The sequence below is a fragment of the Enterococcus sp. FDAARGOS_375 genome (genome assembly GCF_002393265.1).
Classification (GTDB): Bacteria; Bacillota; Bacilli; order Lactobacillales; family Enterococcaceae; genus Enterococcus_D; species Enterococcus_D innesii.
Window position 1 is genome coordinate 2,415,279 of sequence record NZ_CP023515.1, and the last position, 23,725, is coordinate 2,439,003.

The window sequence follows — 23,725 nt, forward strand, 5'->3', positions numbered from 1 at the left end:
GGAGTTTTAAAAAAATGGTAAAAATACCTGAAACATTTATTTTAGGGGCTGCTTCGTCTGCTTGGCAGACAGAAGGCTGGCAAGGAAAGAAAGAAGGGCAAGATTCGTATCTCGACCGCTGGTACAAAGAAGAACGCTTTGTCTGGCATAATGGCTACGGGCCGGCTGTTGCGACGAATTTTATGGAAAAGTTTTCAGAGGATGTTGAACTGATGCAGGAGGTTCATTTGACCCATTACCGAACATCGATCAATTGGGCGCGCTTCTTTACCGACCATGAACAGCTGATCGTTGATGAAGATTATGCTGCTCATATCGATCAGCTTATCGACCAATTGCTTGCGGCTGGGGTCGAACCGATGCTTTGTTTGGAACATTATGAACTGCCAGCTAGTTTGATGGATGCCTATGATGGCTGGAGCTCGCGGAAAGTGGTCGATCTATATACTCGTTATGCCGAAATCGCCTTCGAGCGTTACGGTGATCGAGTCAAACAGTGGTTTACCTTCAATGAGCCGATCGTTATTCAGACTCGTTGCTATCTCGATGCGATCCGCTGGCCCCATGAGCAAAACACAAAAAAATGGATGCTTTGGAATTATCACAAAGTATTGGCTTCCGCCCAAGCGGTGGCTGTCTATCATGAAAAGGGCTACGAGGGGCGCATCGGTTGTGTGCTAAATCCAGAAATGGTTTACGCACGCTCTTCCTCACCAGAGGATCAAAACGCGCAAAAAATGTACGATCTTTTTTTCAACCGAATCTTTTTTGATCCAATGGTTAAGGGGCATTATCCAGATGAACTTATCACACTTTGCCAAACCTATGACATCTACTTTGATCCGACAGAAGAAGATTTGGAAACGATCCGCACCCATACGGTGGATTTCTTAGGTGTCAATCAGTACTACCCGAAACGCGTGCGGGCACCACGATATCAATGGCATTCGGATACACCATTTCATCCAGAAATGTTTTATGAGACCTTTGATTTGCCAGGAAAACAAATGAATAACTCCCGTGGCTGGGAAATCTATCCGAAGGTCATGTACGATATGGCAAATTATCTTAAGGAGAATTATGGCAATATTCCATGGCTGATCACTGAAAATGGTATGGGGCGGGAAAATGAAGAACAGTATATGGATGCCACAGGTCAAGTCCAAGATGACTATCGGATTCAGTTTATTACCGAACATCTTTACTGGCTGCTAAAAGCCGTCGAGGAAGGCGCCAACTGCGAAGGCTATATGCTTTGGGCATTTACCGATTGTGTTTCACCTATGAATGCGTTCAAAAACCGCTATGGTCTTGTACGAGTCGAGCTAAATGAAGAACGGACTCGGTCATTAAAAAAATCAGCCGCTTGGTATCGTTCCCTGATTGATGAACGGTGGCTTCCATTTGAAGAAAAACCATTGATTCTGTAATAAAAACCCACGCCGATTTCCTCATCCTAAAGGAAATCAGCGTGGGTTTTCAGTTAAAAGGGTTGTTTATGAGGAGCAAGTTTCTCCCAGTCAAAGGTGACGCCAATCCCTGGTTCTTCTGGTGCAATCGCACATCCATCGGATGGATCGATCACTAACGGTCTCGTGGTGTATTGATCGATTGGGAAACTGTGCATTTCGAGATACCCAGCATTAGGCATCGCTGCTAGTAGACTAACGTGCAATTCTTGCATGCCATGTGTAGAAACAGATAAGTTACTTGTTTGTGTTAAGGCAGCAATTTTCAACCAGCCGGTGATCCCACCGCAATTGGAAGCGTCGGGTTGCGGAAAATCGACATTGCCATATTTGATCATATGAGCAAATTCGATAGGGGTGCGCAAGTTTTCTCCGCCTGCCACCGCAATTTGCCCTTCTTTAGCGATACGAGCGTAGCCTTCGTAATCTTCGGGGATCGTTGGTTCTTCAAGGAACAAAATGTCATAAGGCGCCATCAGTTTGGCGGCTTTGATCGCCTTTTCAACAGACCAGCTCATGTTGGCATCCACCATAAAGACAACATCGGGACCAATCAATTCTCTGACCGCTTTTATGCGAGCAATATCTTCGGCAAGTGTTTTTTGTCCCAATTTGATTTTGACCGCTTTTAATCCCATGTCTAAATATTTTTGATTATTGGCTAAGAGTTTTTCAAGAGGAAAGTTTAGATCAATCGCACCACCATAGCATTTTACTTTGTTGCTTGCGCCGCCTAAAAGTTTGTAGAGGGGTTCTTGTGCTTTTTTCGCACGTAAGTCCCACAAGGCGATATCACAAGCCGCAATGGCGAAACTTGCTAAACCGCCTCTGGCAACATAGTGGATTCCCCAGTTCATCTGATCCCACAAGGCTTCCACACATGCTGGATCTTTCCCTAAAAGGATCGCTTTTAGTTCTTTATCGATCAGTTTGGCGATCGATTCGCCACCGAAGCCACCAGTATACGTATAGCCGACCCCTTCACGTCCATCATCAGTAACGATCTTGACGATAGGCACTTCAAAGTGGGTGTGTAAGCCGTGCTTCGCATCTTCCATGATTTCTGGAAGAGGTATCCGATAATACGCTGTTTGTACATCTGTAATTTTTGCCATTAAAAATCCTCCTCAAATTAATGTTCACGTGTGCATTTTAATGTTAACGTTTGCATAACCATGGTAGCATGGGAAGGCGAGATTGACAAGGCTGAATTTCCTCAAATTCAAAACTTTAAAAGAAGGAGGATCGCTATCGAAGGGATCGCATCTCATCAACTGATGCTTCATGGAACCATTTAGAATATAAACAGATATAGGGAATATTAGCTAGAAATGAAGTGAAACCCCTATAAATTGTCACAAAATAGCATTTTATTTATTTTTAAAGCATAGTTATTGAATAAAAATCATTTTTGTATTATGATTATCTTAACAACGAGCAATGAAGAGTACTGGGGCAAATGAAAGCTTGGGGAAGTCTTTTATTTGGGATACCCAGTACTCTTATCTTTGTTAAACGACAAGTGAAATACAAAAGAACGACTGAACTTCTTTGGTTCAGTCGTTCTTTTGTATTTCATAAAGCGAGCGAGAGTAACTTATCGTAAGGAAGAACAAGTTTTTCTCAATTGACAAAGGAATAATCATTGGCGGTTAAAACAGTACGAGCTTGTTCTACCTGATGTTCCTTGATTAAAATATAATCAGTATTGAAGGTAGAAACAGCAAAAATACTGATTGACTCCTCGGCTAGAAGGGAAGAGATTTTTGCAATAATGCCAATTAAGCTAAAATCCAGCACACCAATTATTTTCATCGCTTTCCATCCATCTTCTCTGTTTAGTGTTTCAGCTGGAACCTTTGCCGTTGGTAACACCAAAGAAAGTTCTTCTGACGTATGGGCAAAAAATAGAGGAACGATCTTCAGTATCGAAGGATCAATACGCTCTACTTGGATGACAGAAAAAGAGGGTGCCAATAAGGTCAGTTTCATTTAATCACGTCCTTCGTTTGATGCAATCATCATATCAAAGGATAAGAAAGAAGGGAAGGCGATTATCATTTGATCACGTATGATTCTAAGCGTTGTGTCGTTTCTGCGAGACGTAACAGACGGGTAGATTCTATACAGAGGAAAATAAGCGGTTAAAAATATTCCATTATTAGACTAAATAAGCAAAGTAAGCGATCATTTATCGCTTGATGTGAGCTCAAGCTATCGTTTTGCTATTAAACTTTTCTTCGAGTTTTTAAATCACCAATCTGGAGTTCCAGTTTTTCGAGGGAGCTACCAAAGTCTGTGAGAAAGACATGAAATAATAAGGAACAGGCATGATAATCTCGGATGATTTTCTGCTTGTTAGCTGGTCTTTTTTTGTCACTGAAAAATTTTTCTAATACACAGAGTGGTTCTTGCCAAGATTTTAATTGCTCCAAAGTATCTCCTAAACCATATATGTCCTGGTAGCTAATTTCTTTTACCGGCTGCTTATTACTTGTCTTAATGCCAATCTTTTCTATTTCTTTCAAAGTAACGCCTCCATTCTGTTTTTAATGGTGCTCTTATAGACACCACCTTAGGTTCTATTTTACTATATGATGTCCTTATGAACAACATCTGCTTGCAGAAAAAGGTGGCTAATACATGAACAGAAAAATAGAAATAGGCTTAAAAGAGCTTGTAAAAAGCCGAGGAATTTCTCTAAGAGAGTTAGCACGCTTATCTGATATTGAACCTTCGATTATTAATAAGCTGGCAAATGGCAAACGAGAAAAAGTTTACCTTCAACATATTGAAAGAATCGCTAATGCATTGGAAATTGACGATATTTCAGAAATTATCAGACTCACAAAAAAATAACTTTTGAAAAGTAGAACAAGACAAAAAGAGAACACTTAGAATAGCCGCACTGCACAACTTGACTATTCTAAGGTTTTCTTTATTTTTATATTCTTTAGATAGGAAAAAAGAATGCCGTTGAGAACGCAAAACAGGAGTGAAAAAAAGTGTATCTAAAGATACTAAGGAGTAAAAAGCCTTAAATCAAAAATAGAGTAAAAAAATCAGCCCAAGAAAAACTCGCAAAAAAGAGACTCGTATACAATTTGGTGAAAAGGTACGCCATTGAAGAGCATTGATTGCTTAAAAAAAAGCATCTGACTTCACTTGAACAATTAATGTAGGTTCAATCGGTATAAGAAATACAATCTAAGAAAAGCGAGGAATAGCACATCGGTTTAAAGCTGATAATTAACCACCATTTGACTACCAAACAAGAAAACTACGAAAAACATTGTGCAACTGAAAATACAAAAAAAGTGTTCAAAACCTCTTTAAATCAAGGTTTTGAACACTTAGGAAAAACTACGAAAATCTAATCGATTTAAGCTTATGGAGATGGCGGGAGTCGAACCCGCGTCCAAACATATTGCTACCTAAAAATCTACGCTCATAGTCAACTCATTTGAAGGTTCGCTTTACAGCTTGCCGAGTGACAGGCAGTCTGTATCGCTAGTCTGATGAGCTCTTTTTTATCTTACAGACGGAAAGATAAAACGTATCCCACTTAGAATAGGACCCTTACTCGAGCACATGGGCGATGCCGAGAGGATCTACGCTAACTGTTTTTAGGCAGCTAAAGCGTAAGAGTTTTCGTTTTTAGCAGTTATATTTAACTGTAACGTTTTAACGTAGACGTAACCTACGAAGCGCAATTCAGGCTCAACTATGCCTGTCGAATCCGTAACATCCCCTCGATAAAAGGGGTATCGCTACCATTCACTAGTATACCATATTTTTGTTCATGTGCAAAGGATCAGATCAAGTCAAAGTGTTTCAGGGCGTGCACGATTCCGCCTTCGGTATTTTTCAAGGTAACGAAATCTGCCAGTTCTTTCAACTCTTGAATCCCATTTCCCATGGCAATTTTGTGGTCACAGGCTTCTAAAAGGGCGAAATCGTTGCTGCCGTCACCAAAGCCGAAGGTAGGTACATCTTCTAGACCCAACAATTCTACCAAGGTTTTTACGCCAGTCCCTTTAGAGGTGCCAGATTTTACGACATCGATCGAAAAAGGCGTATTACGATAAAAAGTTAATTCTGGAAAAAGCTCATGATAATAAGCATCGTTGCCGACACCTAAAACCAGCAACATATTGGTCCGGTCCGTTTCATAATGCAGAGGATCGATTTCTGGGAGAGGGCTACGGACGTAGTTGTATGCACCGACCATTTCCTCGGTGTGACCAGTCGCCCAATAGCCTTTCTCATTGTAATAACACAGCTCATCACCATTGTCTTTGACAGCTTGGTACATTCGTGCGCAAAGCTCAGGTTCTAGAGTATCAGAAAAAACTTCTTTGCCGTCAATGCGAATAAAGGCCCCGTTCATGACGATGTTTGAGGTGATCCCAGCTGCTTCACGAATGGCGGTAACTTCAGGTTCAGTTCTTCCAGTTGCAATGATCGGCAGTACTTCGTTTTTTCGCAATATCGCCATCGCTTCAGCAATTTCCGAAGTGATTTGCGCGTGTTCATCTAAAAGCGTACCGTCAAGATCAAAAAATGTTAATGCTTTATAGGTCATGTATCTTACTCCTAAGGTTTATAGTCATAGTCCACTCACAATCTTATCAAAGATTGAAAAAAAGGCAAACCTTTATGAATAATCGGTGAAGTTGTTGGTAGAAGAAAGAAATTCGAGTATACTATAGGAAGAATGGAGTGAAACGATGATTTTTTTAGTAATTGGCAGCATTTTTTTCTTGATTGGTCTCACTTTTTTTCTTTTTCCATCAAAAAAAATGAACCTTATTTATGGCTACCGTTCCTATCTGGCAAAACAAAATGAACGAAATTGGCGACAGGCCCAAAAACTATCTGCCCGATTCTTTCTGCTTTTTGGCGGAATCATGGCGCTCATTGGGTTTGTCTTGAAATGGCAAGAATGGACCAACTTTTTTCTAATTGAAATGATCGCGATCCCTTGGTTCATCGTGCCGATCTTTGGCCTGATCGAAGAGAATCTGCAACGATTTGATAAAGAACATAGAGGTGAAGAAAATGAATATATTAATGATTGAAGACAACGAATCTGTTTCTGAAATGATGCAAATGTTTTTCTTGAATGAAGGATGGGAAGCAGTGTTTAAGTACGATGGCAAAGAAGGACTTGAGGCCTTTGCTGCTGAACCAGAAAAATGGGATATGATCACCCTTGATCTGAATCTTCCTTCCATGGACGGCATGATGGTGGCGCGCGAAATTCGTAAAATCTCTAGTACAGTCCCTATTATTATGTTGACGGCCCGTGACTCAGAAAGCGATCAAGTCATTGGATTAGAGATGGGGGCGGATGACTATGTGACGAAACCCTTTAGTCCATTGACCTTGATTGCACGGATCAAGGCACTACACCGTCGCAGTGAATTGGTTGACAAAATAACACCTGAAGCTTCCGATGCCACCTTTGATATCGTCACCGATCATTTCAAAATGAACACAAAAACACGGGAAGCCTATTTAAATGGTCAACCCATCGATGGGTTGACGCCGAAAGAATTTGATTTGCTTTATACGTTAGCGAAAAAACCGCGACAAGTATTTTCGAGAGAACAGCTGTTAGAACTGGTCTGGGATTACCAATACTTTGGCGATGAACGGACCGTCGATGCACACATCAAAAAACTAAGACAAAAAATTGAAAAAGTGGGGCCACAGATCATTCAAACCGTCTGGGGCGTTGGGTACAAATTTGATGATGCGGGTGCTGCTTAATGCGCTACCTGTATCAACAGCTGATTGCATTTTTTGTGGTGATCTTCGTGATCTTGATGACGATTGGTATTGCGTTTACTCAAATGACACGCCAAACGTTACAAGAACGGAATTATGAGCAGTTAATGGGGTATGCTTCGTCGGTCGCGACGATTTCGCAAATCAGTGACTCAGAATATTTACAGCAAAATATGACCCGGGATGGCTATCTACAGTATTCCTTGCGTTTGGCTGAGAATATTTTGAGCAACCAAGATATCTCCTTTGCTTTCTTTAAAAGTCCTGATGATATTATTTATCCACTAGATACCGCTCATGCTGTTGATTTTCCGATCTCTGAAAAAGACTGGCAGTCCTTAGAAAATGGGGCGCGTCTACAACTGACCTCCGCCACAAATTTATACGGGGAAAAAGAACTGACTTCCTATGTGTTGATACCTTTTTCTGTCAATCGCACGGATTTTTACGGGGTAATGGTAGTTTCGCAATCGGCAAGCAGTATTTTGAATCTTGTCAGTGCCTTTAATCAAAACTTGTTTAAAGTTTGTTTGATCTCGATCGTTGTCTCATTATTGATCAGTTACCTTTTTGCTACGTTCCAAGTAAGGCGGATCAATCGCATGAAACGGGCAACCAAAGAAATTACTAATGGCAATTTTGATATTTTCTTGCCGGTGCATAATCGGGATGAATTTGATGAATTAGCCGAAGATTTTAATTTAATGACGAAATCCTTAAAAGAATCCCAAGAAGAGATTGAACGGCAAGAAGAACGTCGTCGGCAATTTATGGCGGATGCTTCTCATGAGATGCGTACCCCGTTGACGACCATCAATGGCTTATTGGAGGGCTTAGAGTACAACGCAATTCCTGAGAATCAAAAAGACAATGCGATCCGCTTGATGAAAAATGAAACCAATCGTTTGATTCGATTAGTCAACGAAAACCTTGACTACGAAAAAATCAGAACCAATCAAATCTCGATGGTCATCAAAAAATTTGATGCGACGCAAACTATCAAAAATCTACTGACGCAACTGGAGAGCAAGGCAGAAATCGCCAAAGATGTGTTGATTTTAGAAACAACAGAGCCAATTGACGTCTATGCCGACTACGATCGTTTCGTCCAAATCATGGTCAATATTTTACAAAATGCGATCCAGTTTACGGAAGATGGAGAAATTCGGGTTCGAATCGAAAAAGGCTACTTGGAAACGATCATCGAAATCAGTGATACGGGAATCGGCATGTCTGAGGAACAAGTCAAGAATATTTGGGATCGTTACTACAAAGTTGATCCTTCCCGCAAAAACCGTCAATTTGGTGAATCTGGTCTGGGACTATCGATCGTTGAACAGCTCGTACGCCTGCACAAAGGAAAGATCAGTGTAGAAAGTGAACTTGGCAAAGGCACGACCTTTAAAATCTCTTTTCCAGATATCGACTTAAATGAAGAATAAGGAATCGACCGGCAGCAATTTACTTAGCCGGTCGATTTTTTTGCGTTTCATTGGCAGCATCTCAAACAAAAAGACTTGCTTTTGCAAGCAAGCCTTTTTGTTTGAGGGCTATGTAAACTATAGATAAGTGGTATAGGGCGTATGGGCAAAGCATTCGTCTTCATGGATCAAATAGATGGCAACAGCAAATTGTTCGGCGATTTCTTGGCACAAAGGCAGCAGGATTTGGACCTCTTCTGTTGTTAACGTGCTCAAGACATTTTCGATTAAAAGGGTTTCTCTTTCTGAAAGTAACGCTAAGAGCAGTTGAATTTTGATTTCCTCAAAGGGGGCTAACTCTGTCCGCTCTTTTTTTAAAGCTGATAAGGGAAGCTGAACATAAGGCAGTACACTCTCTAAATCGTCCCCTTTTTTATTTGCAAGAGATACATTGTCCATCACGGATAAAAAGGGAACGGAGGGCCATTGAGCACGAATCAAGATTGCTTTTTTTTGTGAAAGCTGCAAACTTAATTCAGAAGTTTTTGTTTCATTGTCTTTCGAAATATAATAGAAACCAATTGATTTCGTTAGCTGAGTTGGTTTTTCCATTGTTTTTTCCTCCGATACAGACTATGTCCGCTGGCAATCAAACCAGTAAAACCGGTCACAGCGGCAAGTAAGACGACAAGTGTGTGGCGTGTGCTTTCAAATAAAATAGCAAGCCAAGTGGTGCTGTTCAAATCGACATTTTGGACCAGAATTTGACTATTTTGCGGAATCGTAATGGCGAATTCTTGTCCAGGAAGACTTTGGACAGCCTCCCAAAAGTTATCAGAAGCACGCTCTCGATCAAGGGCAATGATATGCCCACTAAGTAATTCCCGCTGGAAATAAGGTTGGAAGAGTAGCAATAACACAAAGGCGATCACAGCGGCTGCTAAGAGCGGTAAGAGCATTTCAATGATCTGCATTGCTACCCATTGTCTGGTGGTAGCACCACTTGCTAACCAAGCAGTGTATTCCGAGCGTTTATATAGTTGGTAGTAAACTTGAAAGCCGATAAAGACCAGCGTAAAGGCGCTGAAAATCAAATAGAACAGTTGATGATAGATCGTCGTAACCGGTTGGATCTCTTCGGCTACTTTCGTTTGCAGATCTTCTGTCGCTAAGAGATCTCTTGTCTGAGCGATCACTTGATCCATCGAGTAGATCAAGGCAAACGTCACGATCAAGCCAATTACGGCAAAGAAGGATACAAGCGTATAAAGCACCATGGCTTTTTTATGATAAAAAATGCTAGCAATCGCAAAATGTATAGTTTTCATCTAATTCACCTCATCCTAGTACATAGTATAAAAGGGGAGTTTGAATAAAGTATGAAGTTCTTGTAGTAAAATATCGAAGCTAAAAAAGTGGCGAGAAAGTTCGACGTTTTCCTAACAAATAGCGCAAAAAAATCCAGCAAGGCAGGCGCCTTACTGGATTGATCATTGGTTGTTCTTACTTTACTCGCCGCTATCTTGTTCCATCATCTGCTGGTATTCTTGGAAGGTTTTTGTTTGGTACAGATCGACGGTCGATTGATTCCCGTTTTGAGAAAAGACACTGGTTGAATCACTGCCTAGATTCTTTTCGATATCCATCATTTGCTGAAGGGCATCTTTGTAATTATAGGTCGAAGGATCAACTTCTTCTAGACCGCTCTTCGCGTAGAAACGTAAGAGATCACCATTGTTGATCTGATCAGAAACCGAAAGCTGTTTGTCGACTTTGGCTTTCCATTCATCGACTTTGGCTTGCAATTCATCGGATGGATCGTTGATCGGCATGCCGGTACGATTGTCATACAATGTACTGCTATAGTAAGTGTAGTCTGGTGTCACAAAGTCGCCATCACGGAAGGCAACCAGTTGTTCATTTTGATCAGAGAATAAATCTTGTCCCAGTTGAATATAGTTCGATGTATCCACACCCAGTAAGTGCAATAGGGTTGGCAATGCATCAATTTGACCGCCATACGTATGATTGATGCCGCCATTTGATTGTCCTGGAATATGAATCATATAAGGGACACGTTGTAACGACGCATTGTCAAAGTTTGTCCACGTAGAACTTGTTTTTCCAAGCAATTCTGCTAAGTTACGGTTACGAGAATTGGAAATTCCGTAATGGTCACCATATAAAACGATGACTGAGTTTTCGTACAAGCCACTTTCTTTCAAGTAATTGAAGAACTCTTCCACGGCTTTATCCAAATAATTCGCGGTTGCGAAATAGCCATTGATCGTTTGATCAGAAGTGTTCGCTAGCGGGAAGCCGCCTTCTTCATTGGTAAATTCAGAATAAGGGTAGTGGTTAGAAACAGCAATGAATTTTGAATAGAACGGTTGTTGCAGACGTTCTAAGTATTGTACCGATTGTTCAAAGAACGGTTTGTCATGCAACCCGTATTGGAATGAATTTTCATCATTGACATCATAATAAGAAGCGTCAAAGAAATAATCATAGCCAAACCGTTTGTAAGTTTCATTTCGGTTCCAGAAGGTACCAGTATTTCCGTGGAAAACGGCACTGGTATAGCCTTGCGTTTGACCTAAAATATCTGGTGCTGCTTCAAAGGTGTTTTTCCCACCCAGTTGAGTGAATAACGCTCCTTGATTCAATCCAAACAGGGAATTTTCGAATAATGTTTCGGCATCACTGGTCTTCCCAGCTTTTACTTGGTGGAAGAAATTATCAAAACTAAAGGTACTATCACTATGGTATAAACTATTGATAAACGGCATGACTTCATGTTCCACGCCATCTTCATCTTTCAATTTATAATCGATCAAGAATTGCTGAACACTTTCTAAGTGAATATAAATGACATTCTTGCCTTTTGCGATACCAAACAGATCATCATTTGGTTCTGCGTAATGCTCTTTAACATAGCTCTCTACTTCGTTCATGTCGTTGGGACTCGCTTCGGCACGTACTTGCGAAGCTTGATAAGTTTGTACGCCATCATAAACTGTAAAGGCATTGATCCCAAGATATTTGACTAAATAGTCACGAGAAAACGTTCGAGTAAGCAATTCAGGACGATCCGCTTCTGCTAAGAAAAGATTGGCAGAAAAGACCATAACAGCTAAGGTTGAGATCGCAAAAGCCATCCGTGCCCGCACAGGACGAGTGTCCATTTTGATTTTTTTCTTTGAAAAGGCTGCAATCAGCACGATAAAGTCAATGAAATACAACACATCGTAGGGACGGAACAAGCGAATTGCGCTTTCTCCTAGACCACTTGCCACTTTTCCTACACCAAGCATCGTGTTGATGGTGATAAAGTCAGTGAATTCTCGATAGTAAGAAACATTGGAGAACAATAGCAGAGTCATCAAGAAATAAATCACAAGCATCGTGATATAAGCTGCCTTGGTTCTTCTTACGTACAATGCGATCGACAGCAGCAACAAAGTCGTTGCGATCGGATTGATGAATAAGATGAAGTACTGAATGCTGCTTTCAATACCTAGGTGGAAGTCCACCATATAGGCAAAGATATTTTTTAGCCAAAATAATAGGGCTAATAGGAAAAAAAAGCCCATTCTTGTATTCACAAAGGTGGATACTTTATTTTTTTTCAAAGGAATCGTCCTCTCTTTTTCCAGTATAACCGGTAAATTACGATTTTACATCACAGTACATTTTACTAGGCTGTGAAAGACGTGTCAAATGAATTCCTTGTCATGACGCGGAATTAAGTATTTCTTTACTTTCAAGGATACAGACAATACAGTCGCTTTTTGCTATACTAAAAAGGAGAATGAATGGAGCAGATGAACATGAAAATAAAACTAACGAAGCAAGGATCAGCGAAGCTTCGCAAAAAGAATCCGTTGATCCAAAGTGAAGATCTTCAACAAGCAATCGAGACGAAGGAGTGGGTCACCTTTATTGATCAGGCCAACCATTTCTTAGGTGTCGGCTATCTTGGGGAACAAAATAAAGGGATCGGATGGGTCGTATCCTTTGAAGAAACAGTGATCGACCAAGCATTCTTTGCGCAACGCTTTGCGAAAGCAAAAGGCAAGCGTAGTGCTTACTATCAAGATGACCTGACAGATGCCTTTCGTCTGTTTAATGGCGAGGGGGATCAATTGGGGGGACTTACCGTAGATTTGTATGGCGAGTATGTCGTTTTTTCTTGGTACAATGCCACCCTTTATAAACATAAAAAAGCGATCGTGGCGGCTTTTCGTCAAATCTTTCCCGAGATCAAAGGGGCTTATGAAAAAATCCGCTTTGCGTCTGAACTGCCCGAATCAGCATGGGTCTATGGGGAAACGGCGCCTGAACCCTTACTGGTGAAAGAAAATGGCGTCACGTATGCGACGTATTTGAACGAAGGACTAATGACGGGCATCTTTTTGGATCAAAAAGAAGTTCGTGGCCAACTCGTCGATGGTTTGGCAGCTGGCAAGTCTGTTTTAAATATGTTCAGTTATACGGGGGCGTTTTCTGTCGCTGCTGCTGTCGGTGGGGCTACTCAGACCACGAGTGTTGATTTGGCAAAACGCAGTTTGGAAAAGACCCGCGAACAATTTTCAGTTAATGGCATTGATCCAGATACCCAGCGTATCCATGTCATGGATGTCTTCAATTACTTCAATTATGCCCGCAAAAAAGACTTGCGCTTTGATGTGATCGTCTTAGATCCGCCGAGTTTTGCCCGCAACAAGAAAAAAGTCTTCTCGGTTGCAAAAAACTATGGCGATTTAGTCACAGATAGCTTGGAGATTTTAGCGCCAGATGGTTTATTGATCGCCTCAACGAATGCGGCCAATCTGTCCTCGAAGAAGTTTCAAGAAATGATCGAAGCGTCATTAGAGAAAGCACATGTTCCTTATGAATGTATTCAAAGTTATCGTCTACCAGCTGATTTTGCGGTAGATAAGCACTTTCCAGAAGGTAATTATCTGAAAGTATTCTTTTATCAAATGAAAAAGGAGTGAAGGAGATGAGCCGATCAAAACCAGTAACGTTAGATGGGAAAACACCCCTGATTTGTGTCCCATTGATTGGAAAAACCAATGAGGAAATTTTAAAACAAGCCCTTGCTGCTGAGGAATCAGAAGCACAGATCATTGAATGGCGCGTTGACCATTACAAACATGCAGACGATCAACAAGCGGTCTTAGATGCATTGTCTCATATTCGCACGACTTTAAAATCAAAAGAGCTACTTTTTACTTTTCGAACCATAGAAGAAGGGGGCGAGCGGCCGTTCACGTTGACCCAATACAAAGAATTGTGTTTAGCTGCTGCTGATTCAGGCTTGATCGATTGGATCGATATCGAATTAGAGAAAGCTGAATTTTTAGGTCGCGGCTTTATTCAAGAAATCAAAAAGGCACAGGTAAAGCTGATACTGAGCAATCATGATTTTGAGAAAACGCCAGAAGATGCTGTGTTGATTTTAAAAATCGGCGTAATGAATCAATTTGGTGCCGATGTTGGCAAGTTAGCGATGATGCCCAAGCAAGTCCAAGACGTTTTACGTTTAATGGGGATCATTACTAAAGCTCGTGGCTTCAACCAACTGCCGTTGGCGATCATGTCGATGGGGGAGCTGGGGAAAATCAGCCGTGTTAGTGGGGCATTGACTGGTTCGGTCTTTACTTTTGCTTCGTTGCAAGGGGCATCAGCACCTGGACAAATACCGATCGAACGAATGACCAACTACTTACAAGAATTTTCACTCAATGAGTAAGACCAGCCAAGGCCTTCTCTTAGAAGAAACCAAAACAAAAGAGGGATAAAATGGCGAAGAAGAAACAAAAAACCAATGCGATCCGTCAAGTAGAACAACAGAAAATCGCCTATAACGAATACACCTATGAGTGGTCGGAAGATCATCTCGATGCGCAATCCGTCGCTGCGCAACTAGCACGCCCGCAAGCTATCTACAAAACGCTGGTGGCAGTGGGGAACAAAACAGGACCGCTGGTGGCTGTGATTCCTGGAAATAGAGAAGTGGATCTGAAAAAGTTAGCCAAAGTCAGTGGAAACAAAAAAGTAGAGATGCTGCATCTGAGAGATTTAGAAGAGACGACTGGCTATATTCGCGGCGGCTGTTCGCCGATCGGGATGAAAAAGCTCTTTCCTACTTATATTGATCGTGGGGCGCAGACACTGGAAGAAATCGTGGTTTCTGCAGGAAAGCGCGGGTTGCAGATGGGGCTTGCCCCACAAGCGTTGCAACAATTGACAAGGGCGGTCTTTGCCGATTTGTTGGCAACTGACCACGAATAAAAAATCCCCGTGAACCATCTAGAGATGACGCTCACGGGGATTTTTTTGTGCTGTTTTATTCCATGACCTCAATATCGAAAACCTCGATATTTTCTAAACCACCATAAAAGTCAAACCACGGAGTGGCATATTGTTTTAGAATGGCGTTTAATTCTTCAACATTTTCTTTTCCTTGGGTGTCCAGCCATTCCAATAACGCTTTGGCCCCTTGTTTCCCATAAATTTCGACACTATCGCGCCAAGTTGCTCGACCACCTAAGATTCCTGAGAATTTGGCACCATGTTGACCAGCAAAGGTCAATTCATCGCGAAAGACATTCGCTGGAACTCCCGCACTCAAATAGATGAATGGTCGCGTCGCGGCGTCACTGGCTTCTTTGAAGTAATCGGCGGCTTCTTCTTGCGTATAAACGGCCTCTAAGCCTTCTTTTTGGAAGCCTTCAACTAAGTCGAACTGAACCGGTACTTCGACTTTCAAAATATCGATATGGTAGTGATCTTTCGTCAATTCCTGAATGGTTCGGATGACCTTGCTCGGTTTGATCTTGGCAAAAGCAGGTGATTTGTCATCTGTGATCTCATCATCATAGACGATTGGTTCCACAAATAACGGAATATCGGCCGCCTGCGCCTCCGTACCTAAACGCTCCAAAAACGCATGTTTGGTATCTAAAATCTCTTGCGGTTCATCTGGATTATAATAAACCAAGACTTTCGCAGCATCTGCCCCTTTTTTCACCAGGCGCTGCAACGATTCATTGGGTAAAATCTCAGGCAAACGACCCGGCGTGTTGACATCATAGCCTGTTTTTTCATAGGAAAGGATCAAGCCAGCATTGGGATTCTTTGCTTCGATCCCTAAGAAGCCATATTCCTCATCTAACAAAATACTGCTGACATATTTGGTCAATTCTTGGGAAACCAACTGCTTGAACTCATAAATGTGTTCCATCGTAAAGTCATCCGGTCCAGTTGCTGCCTTCATCATTTTTTTCATGGAACCACGTTGGTCGATCGCTAGTGCAGCAATCACACCATCCTCATTTGAAAGTTTTTGCATTCGTTCAAATTTACCTCTTGAAATTCGTTTCATTAAAAAAACCTCCCTCGATCTTGCTATCTTTAGTCTACGCCTACTTTGAGAAAAACCCAACTAATAAGCAAAAAGAGGGGGAGACCCAGGTGTTGACAGCAACGGGCAAGGATATTGCTGCCAACACCTGGGTCATCGATCAATAACTGAAATAACTCGCTGTTTCTGCTGCATTTTTTCCGGAGACATGCCCCGTGCAAAACGCTGCTGTAATGTTGAAACCACCTGTATACCCATTGATATCCAGCAATTCACCGGCAAAATACAAGCCATTGATTTTCTTGCTCTCCATGGTTTTTGGATTGATTTCTTTCAGATGGACCCCGCCGCCCGTCACGAAGGATTTTTCTAATGGGAACGTGCGGACAATGGTGATTGAAAAGCCTTTGATCAAGGAAGCGAGCGCCGCCAACTGTTCTGGTGAGGCTTTTTCAGCAACCAGCTCATGCAGGTCTAGCTGCTGCAAAAAGAAGGTCATCAAGCGCTCAGGCAAAAAGCCAGCTAAAGCATTCGGCAATTGTTTCTTCGAAGCCGCAGACTGAATCAATTCTTGGGTCAAGGCTTCATGAGATTTTGCTGGCAGACAATCCAGAGCAACCGTTACGGGTTGTTGCTTTTTCAATTCTTGATTTACGAAGGAGGAACAGCGCAAAGCAGCTGGACCAGATAATCCAAAGTGGGTAAACAAAAGATCCATCGTATGGGCGACAATAGGCTTTCCTTTTTGATCCAAGACACTCAACGTGATGTCTTGCAAGGAAATGCCTTGCAACGTCCGCTCTTGAATAAAGGATTCTTCTGAAACAAGCGGCGATTCGGTTGGATAAAGCGGCGTAATGGTATGGCCGACTTTTTTTGCCATCTTATAGCCGTCCCCCGTTGCGCCCGTGGAAGGATAGGTGCGGCCTCCTGTCGTCAGAATCACACTAGGGGCAGAGAACTCATCGGTTTCGGTTCGCACACCGCGAATTTGACTGCCGTCATGGATCAACTTGGTTACGGCCGTGTTCGTCAACAGGGTGACGTGATGATCGTTGATTGCTTGAAGTAACGCTTCGACGATCGTTTTTGATTTGTTCGTCACAGGGAACATCCTTCCGTGGTCTTCTTCTTTTAAGACGACCCCCAAGTCAGCGAAAAACGCCATTACATCATAATTATTGAATTGGGAAAACGTGCTATACAAAAATTTGCCGTTTCCCGGAATATGAGCAACTAAATCATCTACCGGCCGATTATTGGTCACATTGCAGCGTCCGCCGCCAGTCATCAATAATTTCTTGCCGATTTTTTTGTTTTTTTCGATTAATAAGACCCTAGCACCTTGTTTGGCAGCAGTGATCGCAGCCATCATGCCGCTCGTACCTGCACCCACAACAATGACATCATAGGTTTTTTCCATTCTTTTCACCTCTTTGGGATTGTAACACATCGGCTACGACTGCTGAAAGGATTGGTCGATTTTTTTCGAATGATAAAAAATTCTGACAATTCTAAAAAAAAGCGTGCAATTTCAGAAAATTTCTTTAAAATAGAAAATATCTTAAAGGAGGTAATGCACTATGACCAAAGCTTCAGCTTACGTGAAAGAAATTCAAGCGAAGATTCACGAGAAAGACCAACACCAACCGGAATTTCTTCAAGCAATTGACGAATTTTTGCCTACGATCGTTCCCTTTTTAGAGGAGCATCCAGAATATATTGAATCAAATATCCTTGCCCTCTTAACTGAACCAGAACGTTTTATCCAATTCAGAGTCCCATGGCAAGACGATCAAGGCAACTGGCAAGTAAACCGTGGCTATCGGATTCAATTCAACTCGGCAATGGGGCCTTACAAAGGCGGCTTGCGTTTTCACCCAAGTGTCAACTTGAGTATCTTGAAGTTTTTGGCGTTTGAGCAAATCTTCAAAAACAGCTTGACAGGTCTGCCGATCGGCGGCGGCAAAGGCGGAAGTGATTTTGATCCAAAAGGCAAATCAGATGCCGAAGTGATGCGTTTTTGCCAAAGCTTTATGACGGAGCTGTCAAAACATATCGGACCTGACTTAGATGTTCCTGCTGGCGACATTGGTGTCGGAGGACGGGAAATCGGCTATTTATTTGGTTCCTACAAACGATTGAAACAATACGATGCCGGTATTTTAACTGGTAAGCCATTAGACTTTTGGGGCAGTAAAAACCGCACAGAAGCAACGGGTTATGGTGCTGTTTATTTCGTTAAGCATTTATTGACAGACCTAGGTGAAACATTTGAAGGCAAAAAAGCGATCGTTTCTGGAAGCGGCAATGTTGCGATTTATGCAATTGAGAAGTTGCAAGAATTAGGTGCGATCCCTGTCACCTGTTCTGATTCCTCTGGTTTTATTTATGACAAAGACGGCATTGATCTGGCCTTATTAAAAGAAATCAAAGAAGTGAAGCGCGAACGTCTGACGGCTTATGCGAAAGAACGTCCATCAGCAGAATATCATGAAGGGGCATCTGTCTGGGATTTTGATACACCAGCGGAATTAGCCTTTCCTTGCGCGACCCAAAACGAGATTAATCTCTCACAAGCCAAACGTGCAAAAGCCAATGGTGTTCGGGTCGTTTCTGAAGGCGCGAATATGCCTAGCTCATTAGAAGCAGCAGAATATTTTATTGAAGAAGGAATTTTCTACTGTCCAGGAAAAGCAGCCAATGCTGGCGGCGTAGCCGTTTCTGCGTTAGAAATGAGTCAAAACTCCCAACGACTGCAATGGGAAAAAGCTGAAGTCGATGCCAAATTGGACGATATCATGAAGTCGATCTATGAAGCATGCCGTGATACTGCTGAAACCTTCGATCAAAAAAATAATTTTATGTTAGGTGCGAACGTCGCAGGCTTTGAAAAAGTTGCTAAAGCAATGTTTGCTCAAGGACTTGTCTAAAATCACCCAACAGGCTACCTATCAGGAATTACTTGAAAAAAGTTGGAAAAAAACGTAAAGTAGGTAGTGTATGAAAAACTATTTTTTCAAGGAGGACAAATCATGTCACACATCAAGTTTGACTATTCGAAAGTAGCACCATTCGTAAACGAATACGAATTGAGCTACATGCAAAGTCAAGTTACAGCAGCAGACAAACAATTACGCGAAGGAACAGGTGCTGGTAGCGACTTTCTAGGTTGGATCGACCTTCCTAAAAATTATGACAAAGATGAATTTGCGCGTATCAAAAAAGCGGCTGAAAAAATTCAATCTGATTCTGAAGTACTAGTCGTGATCGGGATCGGCGGATCTTATTTAGGAGCGAAAGCAGCGATTGATTTCTTAAATCATTCTTTCTTTAACTTGTTACCAAATGAAGAACGCAAAGCACCACAAATCTTTTTTGCCGGTAATTCAATTTCTTCAACTTACTTAGCAGATTTGATCGAAATCATTGGTGACCGTGACTTCTCTGTGAATGTGATCTCAAAATCAGGAACTACTACTGAACCAGCGATCGCTTTCCGTGTTTTCAAAGAACGTTTGATTGAAAAATACGGCAAAGAAGAAGCCAACAAACGGATCTACGCAACAACGGATAAAGCGAAAGGTGCAGTAAAAGTTGAAGCAGATGCTGAAAACTGGGAAACTTTTGTGATTCCAGATGACGTCGGCGGCCGTTTCTCTGTATTGACTGCTGTTGGTTTATTGCCAATCGCTGCCAGCGGAGCGGATATCGATGCCTTGATGCAAGGGGCAGCAGATGCTAGCGATGCTTACGCAAGTGACGACCTTGAAAAAAATGAAGCGTATCAATATGCAGCAATGCGTAACATCCTTTATCGCAAAGGCAAAGTAACCGAATTGCTGATCAACTACGAACCAGGCATGCAATACTTCTCAGAATGGTGGAAACAATTATTCGGCGAGTCTGAAGGAAAAGACCAAAAAGGGATCTATCCTTCAAGTGCAAACTTCTCAACAGATTTGCATTCTCTTGGTCAATACATCCAAGAAGGCCGTCGCAATATCTTTGAAACCGTCGTAAAAGTTGAAAAACCACGCAAATCAATCGCGATCCCTACACAAGAAGCCGATCTTGATGGTCTTGGCTACTTAGAAGGAAAAGAAGTTGATTTTGTTAATACGAAAGCCTTTGAAGGAACGTTACTTGCCCATACAGATGGAGATGTACCAAATCTGTTAGTAAAAATCCCTACAATGGATGCTTACACGTTAGGGTACACGATGTACTTCTTTGAGATCGCTGTAGGAATTTCTGGCTACTTAAATGGCGTGAACCCATTTGACCAACCAGGAGTTGAAGCTTACAAGAAAAACATGTTCGCCTTACTTGGCAAACCAGGTTTCGAAGATCTTGCAAAAGAATTGAACGAACGTCTATAATAAGATAAAGAAACGCCTCGAGCCAGTTCTGATCGGCTCAAGGCGTTTTTATTTTATTTAATAACAAATCAGTAATCCAAAAAATCAGCGGTCTTCTTTTAATCCCCAAAGCAACGCAGCAGACAATAGTCCAAAGATACAGGTTTGAATAATTGGCATTTGACTCATCTCCTTTTGATTTTCTTTAGTATAAAATGAATTCTATTCAGTGGCACGAACAAAGCAGTGGGTTTCAACGAACGAAACTGTCATTTCTTGGTGACAAATGCGTGATGAACGGAAATAAACCGTTTTCATTTTGATGCTTTTTTGTTATTATATCTTTAAGAAAGAAAACGGTTGAGGTGAGGATATGGAGAATATTACGATTGGTGAAAAATATGTCTGCCGACCAGTAGGGGCGAGTAAGCCTGTGATCGGTGTGGTGGAAAAACTATACGTAAATACGGCGTTGATCGTCGTTTCAAGTTGTGAAGAAGAAGATCAAGTACAAGTAGAAGCTTGTAATCGTCGGATGATCGTCAGCTTCAATAAAATTTTTACACAAACCAATGTTGCTTAACAAAAGAGTAAAAATGCTGCTCCACGGATTACCGTGAGCAGCATTTTTCTTCGTGTGAGATCAGCCAACACCGATCACAAAGTTCAATAGTTTGTCTGAATAAGTCATGTCTTCTTCCGTCACACTCAACTCTTCATTTAAAATCCCCATTTGGTCGGTAATGATCCCGTCCACACCGTAAAAACGCATCCGGCTGATGGTATCCGCATCATTGGGGGTCCAAACGAACACTTCCTTGCCGTCAGTCCGGGCAGAAGCGATGAAGTTGCGGTTGATCGTACTGTATTCCATTGTCAGAAAATCGGCACTAGTCAGTGGTGGGCCAACGACATTGAAGGGCATGATGTATCCTGACGTCAATTCAGGTGCTTTATCCTTTAATTCTTCAACAACTGTATAGGAGAGGCTTTGCATAATATGCCCATTTGCAACTAAATCCTCTTGGTATCGTTCTAAGAAGTCATCTACGAGCTGCGCAGTATCTTTTTGCTGAGTTTTGATCTCCACCAGCAGTTTTTGATCCAATTGGTTGGCAAGCGCCAAGTACTCGTCAAAAGTTGGAATACGGGCTGTCTGGTTGTTTTCCGAAACTGTCAGTGATTCGGCATAGCTCAAGGGTAATTGTTCTGGTTTTCCTTTGCCGCCGGTTAGTTGGCGGTAAGAAAAATCATGATAGACAATAAAATGACCATCACTTGTTTGCTGGACGTCCATTTCAACATAATCCGGGTGATACTTCTCACTAGTAAAGCGTAGTGCTTCAAGAGAATTTTGGACCCCTTGTCCGTCGCTTACCCCTCGATGGGAGATCGTTACCGGATGAATCGAAGCAGCTGAAGTCAGATAGTTCATATTATATAGACTAACACCGACACCGAAAAGCACCGTCACCAAGGTAAACAAGGAACTTTTTAGACCTAAGAAATGACGCTGGTTCAATGGTTCTTGGTGGAACCAGGAAGGAATCTCTGGTAAAAAACCTTCGTCATCCATGAAATCAACGATGATATAAAAAATAGCTACGGTCGATAAAATGACATTCAGTAACAAAATAAACTGTAAGAAAGTCATAATAAAAACAGCACTATACAAGGCATAATTCGGTGCAACAGCTTCGATTACTGCTTGAATCGTGATCAGCAAAGTAAAGCTAAGTGTCGTGATCAATAAGATGCTACCACTAATAAAAACAAACTGACCAACGATAGCAAAAAAGCGGCGTTTAGTCACTTGAAGGCTTTCTTTGATCGCTTTTCGAAAAGGCAAATCACGCAAAATCATTTCTGGCAAGGCAAAAATCACGCGAATTCCTAAATAGATCAACAAGACATAGATCAAGAGCACTGCTCCGATGATTACGACACGGTTGGCAAAAATGAAATCCATGATAAAGGCAGGGATTTTGATTTTTGCGAGTAAATCCGAATTAAAGCTCAACCCACCGATGGGTAGAATCAGTAAGAAGTAAAAGAGGAAAAATAAAAAGGTCATCGGCCGTAATTTTCGCAACTGCAAAACAGTCATCCGTAACAATTGGCGCAGGCTGATGGGTTGTTTCTTTTTGATAAAATAAACACTCAGCAACAAGAATGTAAACTCAAAAAAGACGGCTAATAAGATCAAAAGCAAAATCACTGTTAGTGAAAGCAATACGACAGGATGATCTGTAAAAATACTCCCGATATTGTCGAATGAAAGGTAAGGTAAGCCTCCCCGTCTTAGAACGAATTTGGTGGAAGAAGTTAATATGGGAATTACTAAGAACAACAAGGCACCGTGCATCAATAAGACATCACGGAAGTAGGCGTTGCTGTCTTTCAAAAAATCCCAAGTGTTGATGAAGCTGTTTTTTAAATAATTCATGGTTGTCATCCTAACAATAGTAAGTATTTTAGTTCTCTGGGTAATAAAGGTAAAGGCGGTAAAAAAGCCGAACAGTTTAGCAGCAAGTTCGTCACAGGCATAGATCCTGTCTCAAACGTAGCTCCTTCACATTCGGCTCAATAAATTGATCGCTTTTCTTACTCTAATTCTTATCCGCCTAACAAACCAGTTAAGAATGTCCCACCATAAATCAATGCCATACTGTACAAGAAAATTGAGGCAGGTTTTGCTAATAAAATAATCAACGTAAACTTCTTAACGGACATGTTGGTCAATCCAGCCATAAGACAAAGGGCATCATCTGGGGCAACCGGTAGAAAGATCGCAAGGGCGAAAAGTTTTTCAAATCGGCTTTGGTTATCTAACCAGCCAATGTATTTATCGTAAGTTTTGTCACTGATCATACTTAAAATGAATGGTTTACCGTATCGTCGGCCAAGCAGGAAAATAATGACAGAACCAATACTGATTCCTACATAGTTATAAACGAATCCTAGGTAAGGACCGAAAATCAAAACACCTGCAGCGCTGGAGACACCACCGGGAATGATTGGGATCACGACTTGCAAGATCTGCAATAGGATAAAGACGATTGGTCCTAAGATAACAGAATTTCCAACTAGACCTCGTAAGGCATTAATGTCTTTGAAAACACCTAGATTGATAAAATAGATCGTTAATGCGATAGATAAACCTAAGCCAATAATAGAAATCGTATTAATGATACGACGAGAAGTTGCTATGCTCACAGGACTTCATCTCCTTTTTGTTTCATAATCTCACTATACGGGGTGAGACCAGAAAAATCCAGTAAAACAAATGACAAACGTCAAACAGTTTTG

The 23,725-nt window shown here is 41.6% G+C and carries 22 protein-coding genes and 1 other RNA gene; 11 read left to right on the forward strand and 12 right to left on the reverse strand.

Features of this window, described 5'->3' with window-relative positions:
• Positions 1–14 precede the first annotated feature (14 nt).
• Positions 15–1,430 carry a glycoside hydrolase family 1 protein gene (locus tag CO692_RS12765; RefSeq protein ID WP_086293025.1) on the forward strand — a complete coding sequence of 472 codons (1,416 nt, stop codon included), beginning with the start codon at positions 15–17 and terminating at the stop codon, positions 1,428–1,430.
• 53 nt (positions 1,431–1,483) lie between these two features.
• On the opposite strand, the gene CO692_RS12770 is transcribed toward CO692_RS12765, so the two are convergent.
• The 3 genes from CO692_RS12770 to CO692_RS12780 form a co-directional block, all read right to left on the reverse strand.
• Positions 1,484–2,584 (reverse strand): mandelate racemase/muconate lactonizing enzyme family protein, encoded by a 1,101-nt coding sequence (locus CO692_RS12770; RefSeq protein ID WP_081116486.1) that lies wholly within the window; start codon positions 2,582–2,584, stop codon positions 1,484–1,486.
• Between the two features lie 508 nt (positions 2,585–3,092).
• Entirely contained in the window at positions 3,093–3,461 is a 369-nt protein-coding gene (locus tag CO692_RS12775; protein WP_010749708.1) for an ACT domain-containing protein, read from the reverse strand.
• A gap of 236 nt (positions 3,462–3,697) precedes the next feature.
• Positions 3,698–3,997 carry a hypothetical protein gene (locus CO692_RS12780; RefSeq protein WP_086338012.1) on the reverse strand — a complete coding sequence of 100 codons (300 nt, stop codon included), beginning with the start codon at positions 3,995–3,997 and terminating at the stop codon, positions 3,698–3,700.
• A 115-nt stretch (positions 3,998–4,112) separates the two neighbouring features.
• Here CO692_RS12780 and CO692_RS12785 point away from each other — a divergent pair, with 115 nt between their 5' ends.
• Complete coding sequence (locus CO692_RS12785) at positions 4,113–4,328, forward strand: helix-turn-helix domain-containing protein (protein ID WP_074933564.1); 216 nt, start codon at positions 4,113–4,115, stop codon at positions 4,326–4,328.
• A 529-nt stretch (positions 4,329–4,857) separates the two neighbouring features.
• On the opposite strand, the gene ssrA is transcribed toward CO692_RS12785, so the two are convergent.
• Positions 4,858–5,221: a transfer-messenger RNA gene (ssrA, locus tag CO692_RS12790) on the reverse strand.
• Between the two features lie 62 nt (positions 5,222–5,283).
• Positions 5,284–6,054, reverse strand: a complete 771-nt coding sequence (locus CO692_RS12795) for a Cof-type HAD-IIB family hydrolase (RefSeq protein ID WP_096742392.1) — start codon at positions 6,052–6,054, stop codon at positions 5,284–5,286.
• Between the two features lie 145 nt (positions 6,055–6,199).
• Between CO692_RS12795 and CO692_RS12800 the strand changes: the two genes are divergently transcribed.
• From CO692_RS12800 to CO692_RS12810, 3 genes are read left to right on the forward strand one after another with little or no spacing between them, the layout of a single operon-like run.
• The gene (locus tag CO692_RS12800; RefSeq protein ID WP_081119493.1) at positions 6,200–6,550 is read left to right on the forward strand and encodes an SdpI family protein; all 351 of its coding nucleotides are present in this window, start codon (positions 6,200–6,202) and stop codon (positions 6,548–6,550) included.
• On the forward strand, positions 6,531–7,244 hold the full coding sequence (locus tag CO692_RS12805; RefSeq protein WP_096742393.1) for a response regulator transcription factor: 714 nt from the start codon (positions 6,531–6,533) through the stop codon (positions 7,242–7,244). The genes CO692_RS12800 and CO692_RS12805 overlap by 20 nt, the downstream gene beginning before the upstream one ends.
• The gene (locus CO692_RS12810) at positions 7,244–8,704 is read left to right on the forward strand and encodes a sensor histidine kinase (protein WP_005237199.1); all 1,461 of its coding nucleotides are present in this window, start codon (positions 7,244–7,246) and stop codon (positions 8,702–8,704) included. The genes CO692_RS12805 and CO692_RS12810 overlap by 1 nt, the downstream gene beginning before the upstream one ends.
• Positions 8,705–8,821: 117 nt before the next feature.
• On the opposite strand, the gene CO692_RS12815 is transcribed toward CO692_RS12810, so the two are convergent.
• The 3 genes from CO692_RS12815 to CO692_RS12825 form a co-directional block, all read right to left on the reverse strand.
• Positions 8,822–9,295 (reverse strand): hypothetical protein, encoded by a 474-nt coding sequence (locus CO692_RS12815; protein WP_096742394.1) that lies wholly within the window; start codon positions 9,293–9,295, stop codon positions 8,822–8,824.
• Positions 9,274–10,011, reverse strand: a complete 738-nt coding sequence (locus CO692_RS12820; protein WP_096742395.1) for a hypothetical protein — start codon at positions 10,009–10,011, stop codon at positions 9,274–9,276. Before CO692_RS12820 ends, CO692_RS12815 begins: the two co-directional genes overlap by 22 nt.
• Before the next feature lie 180 nt (positions 10,012–10,191).
• On the reverse strand, positions 10,192–12,276 hold the full coding sequence (locus tag CO692_RS12825) for an LTA synthase family protein (protein WP_096742872.1): 2,085 nt from the start codon (positions 12,274–12,276) through the stop codon (positions 10,192–10,194).
• 237 nt (positions 12,277–12,513) lie between these two features.
• Here CO692_RS12825 and CO692_RS12830 point away from each other — a divergent pair, with 237 nt between their 5' ends.
• The 3 genes from CO692_RS12830 to ybaK are packed head-to-tail and all read left to right on the forward strand — an operon-like array spanning position 12,514 to position 14,983.
• Positions 12,514–13,683 (forward strand): class I SAM-dependent rRNA methyltransferase, encoded by a 1,170-nt coding sequence (locus tag CO692_RS12830; RefSeq protein WP_312727575.1) that lies wholly within the window; start codon positions 12,514–12,516, stop codon positions 13,681–13,683.
• 5 nt (positions 13,684–13,688) lie between these two features.
• Complete coding sequence (gene aroD, locus CO692_RS12835; RefSeq protein ID WP_081119498.1) at positions 13,689–14,441, forward strand: type I 3-dehydroquinate dehydratase; 753 nt, start codon at positions 13,689–13,691, stop codon at positions 14,439–14,441.
• 50 nt (positions 14,442–14,491) lie between these two features.
• The gene (gene ybaK / locus CO692_RS12840) at positions 14,492–14,983 is read left to right on the forward strand and encodes a Cys-tRNA(Pro) deacylase (RefSeq protein WP_096742397.1); all 492 of its coding nucleotides are present in this window, start codon (positions 14,492–14,494) and stop codon (positions 14,981–14,983) included.
• Between the two features lie 55 nt (positions 14,984–15,038).
• Here ybaK and CO692_RS12845 read toward each other — a convergent pair whose 3' ends face one another.
• Both CO692_RS12845 and CO692_RS12850 read right to left on the reverse strand, forming a co-directional pair.
• Positions 15,039–16,076: a tagatose 1,6-diphosphate aldolase gene (locus tag CO692_RS12845; RefSeq protein ID WP_081119500.1), complete on the reverse strand. Its 1,038-nt coding sequence runs from the start codon at positions 16,074–16,076 to the stop codon at positions 15,039–15,041.
• A 139-nt stretch (positions 16,077–16,215) separates the two neighbouring features.
• Positions 16,216–17,478: an NAD(P)/FAD-dependent oxidoreductase gene (locus CO692_RS12850; protein ID WP_096742398.1), complete on the reverse strand. Its 1,263-nt coding sequence runs from the start codon at positions 17,476–17,478 to the stop codon at positions 16,216–16,218.
• A 160-nt stretch (positions 17,479–17,638) separates the two neighbouring features.
• On the opposite strand from CO692_RS12850, the gene gdhA reads away from it, so the two are divergent.
• The 3 genes from gdhA (at position 17,639) to CO692_RS12865 (ending at position 20,999) form a co-directional block, all read left to right on the forward strand.
• Positions 17,639–18,988, forward strand: coding sequence for an NADP-specific glutamate dehydrogenase (gene gdhA / locus CO692_RS12855; protein WP_096742399.1), 1,350 nt, complete (start codon positions 17,639–17,641; stop codon positions 18,986–18,988).
• A 102-nt stretch (positions 18,989–19,090) separates the two neighbouring features.
• Positions 19,091–20,437 carry a glucose-6-phosphate isomerase gene (locus tag CO692_RS12860; protein WP_005229134.1) on the forward strand — a complete coding sequence of 449 codons (1,347 nt, stop codon included), beginning with the start codon at positions 19,091–19,093 and terminating at the stop codon, positions 20,435–20,437.
• A 352-nt stretch (positions 20,438–20,789) separates the two neighbouring features.
• The gene (locus CO692_RS12865) at positions 20,790–20,999 is read left to right on the forward strand and encodes a hypothetical protein (RefSeq protein ID WP_086292927.1); all 210 of its coding nucleotides are present in this window, start codon (positions 20,790–20,792) and stop codon (positions 20,997–20,999) included.
• Positions 21,000–21,059: 60 nt separating this feature from the next.
• Here the strand turns inward: CO692_RS12865 and CO692_RS12870 are convergent, their stop codons facing one another.
• Both CO692_RS12870 and CO692_RS12875 read right to left on the reverse strand, forming a co-directional pair.
• Positions 21,060–22,862, reverse strand: coding sequence for a glycerophosphoryl diester phosphodiesterase membrane domain-containing protein (locus CO692_RS12870; RefSeq protein WP_077454205.1), 1,803 nt, complete (start codon positions 22,860–22,862; stop codon positions 21,060–21,062).
• Between the two features lie 170 nt (positions 22,863–23,032).
• Positions 23,033–23,632 (reverse strand): TVP38/TMEM64 family protein, encoded by a 600-nt coding sequence (locus tag CO692_RS12875; protein WP_077454204.1) that lies wholly within the window; start codon positions 23,630–23,632, stop codon positions 23,033–23,035.
• Positions 23,633–23,725 lie beyond the last annotated feature (93 nt).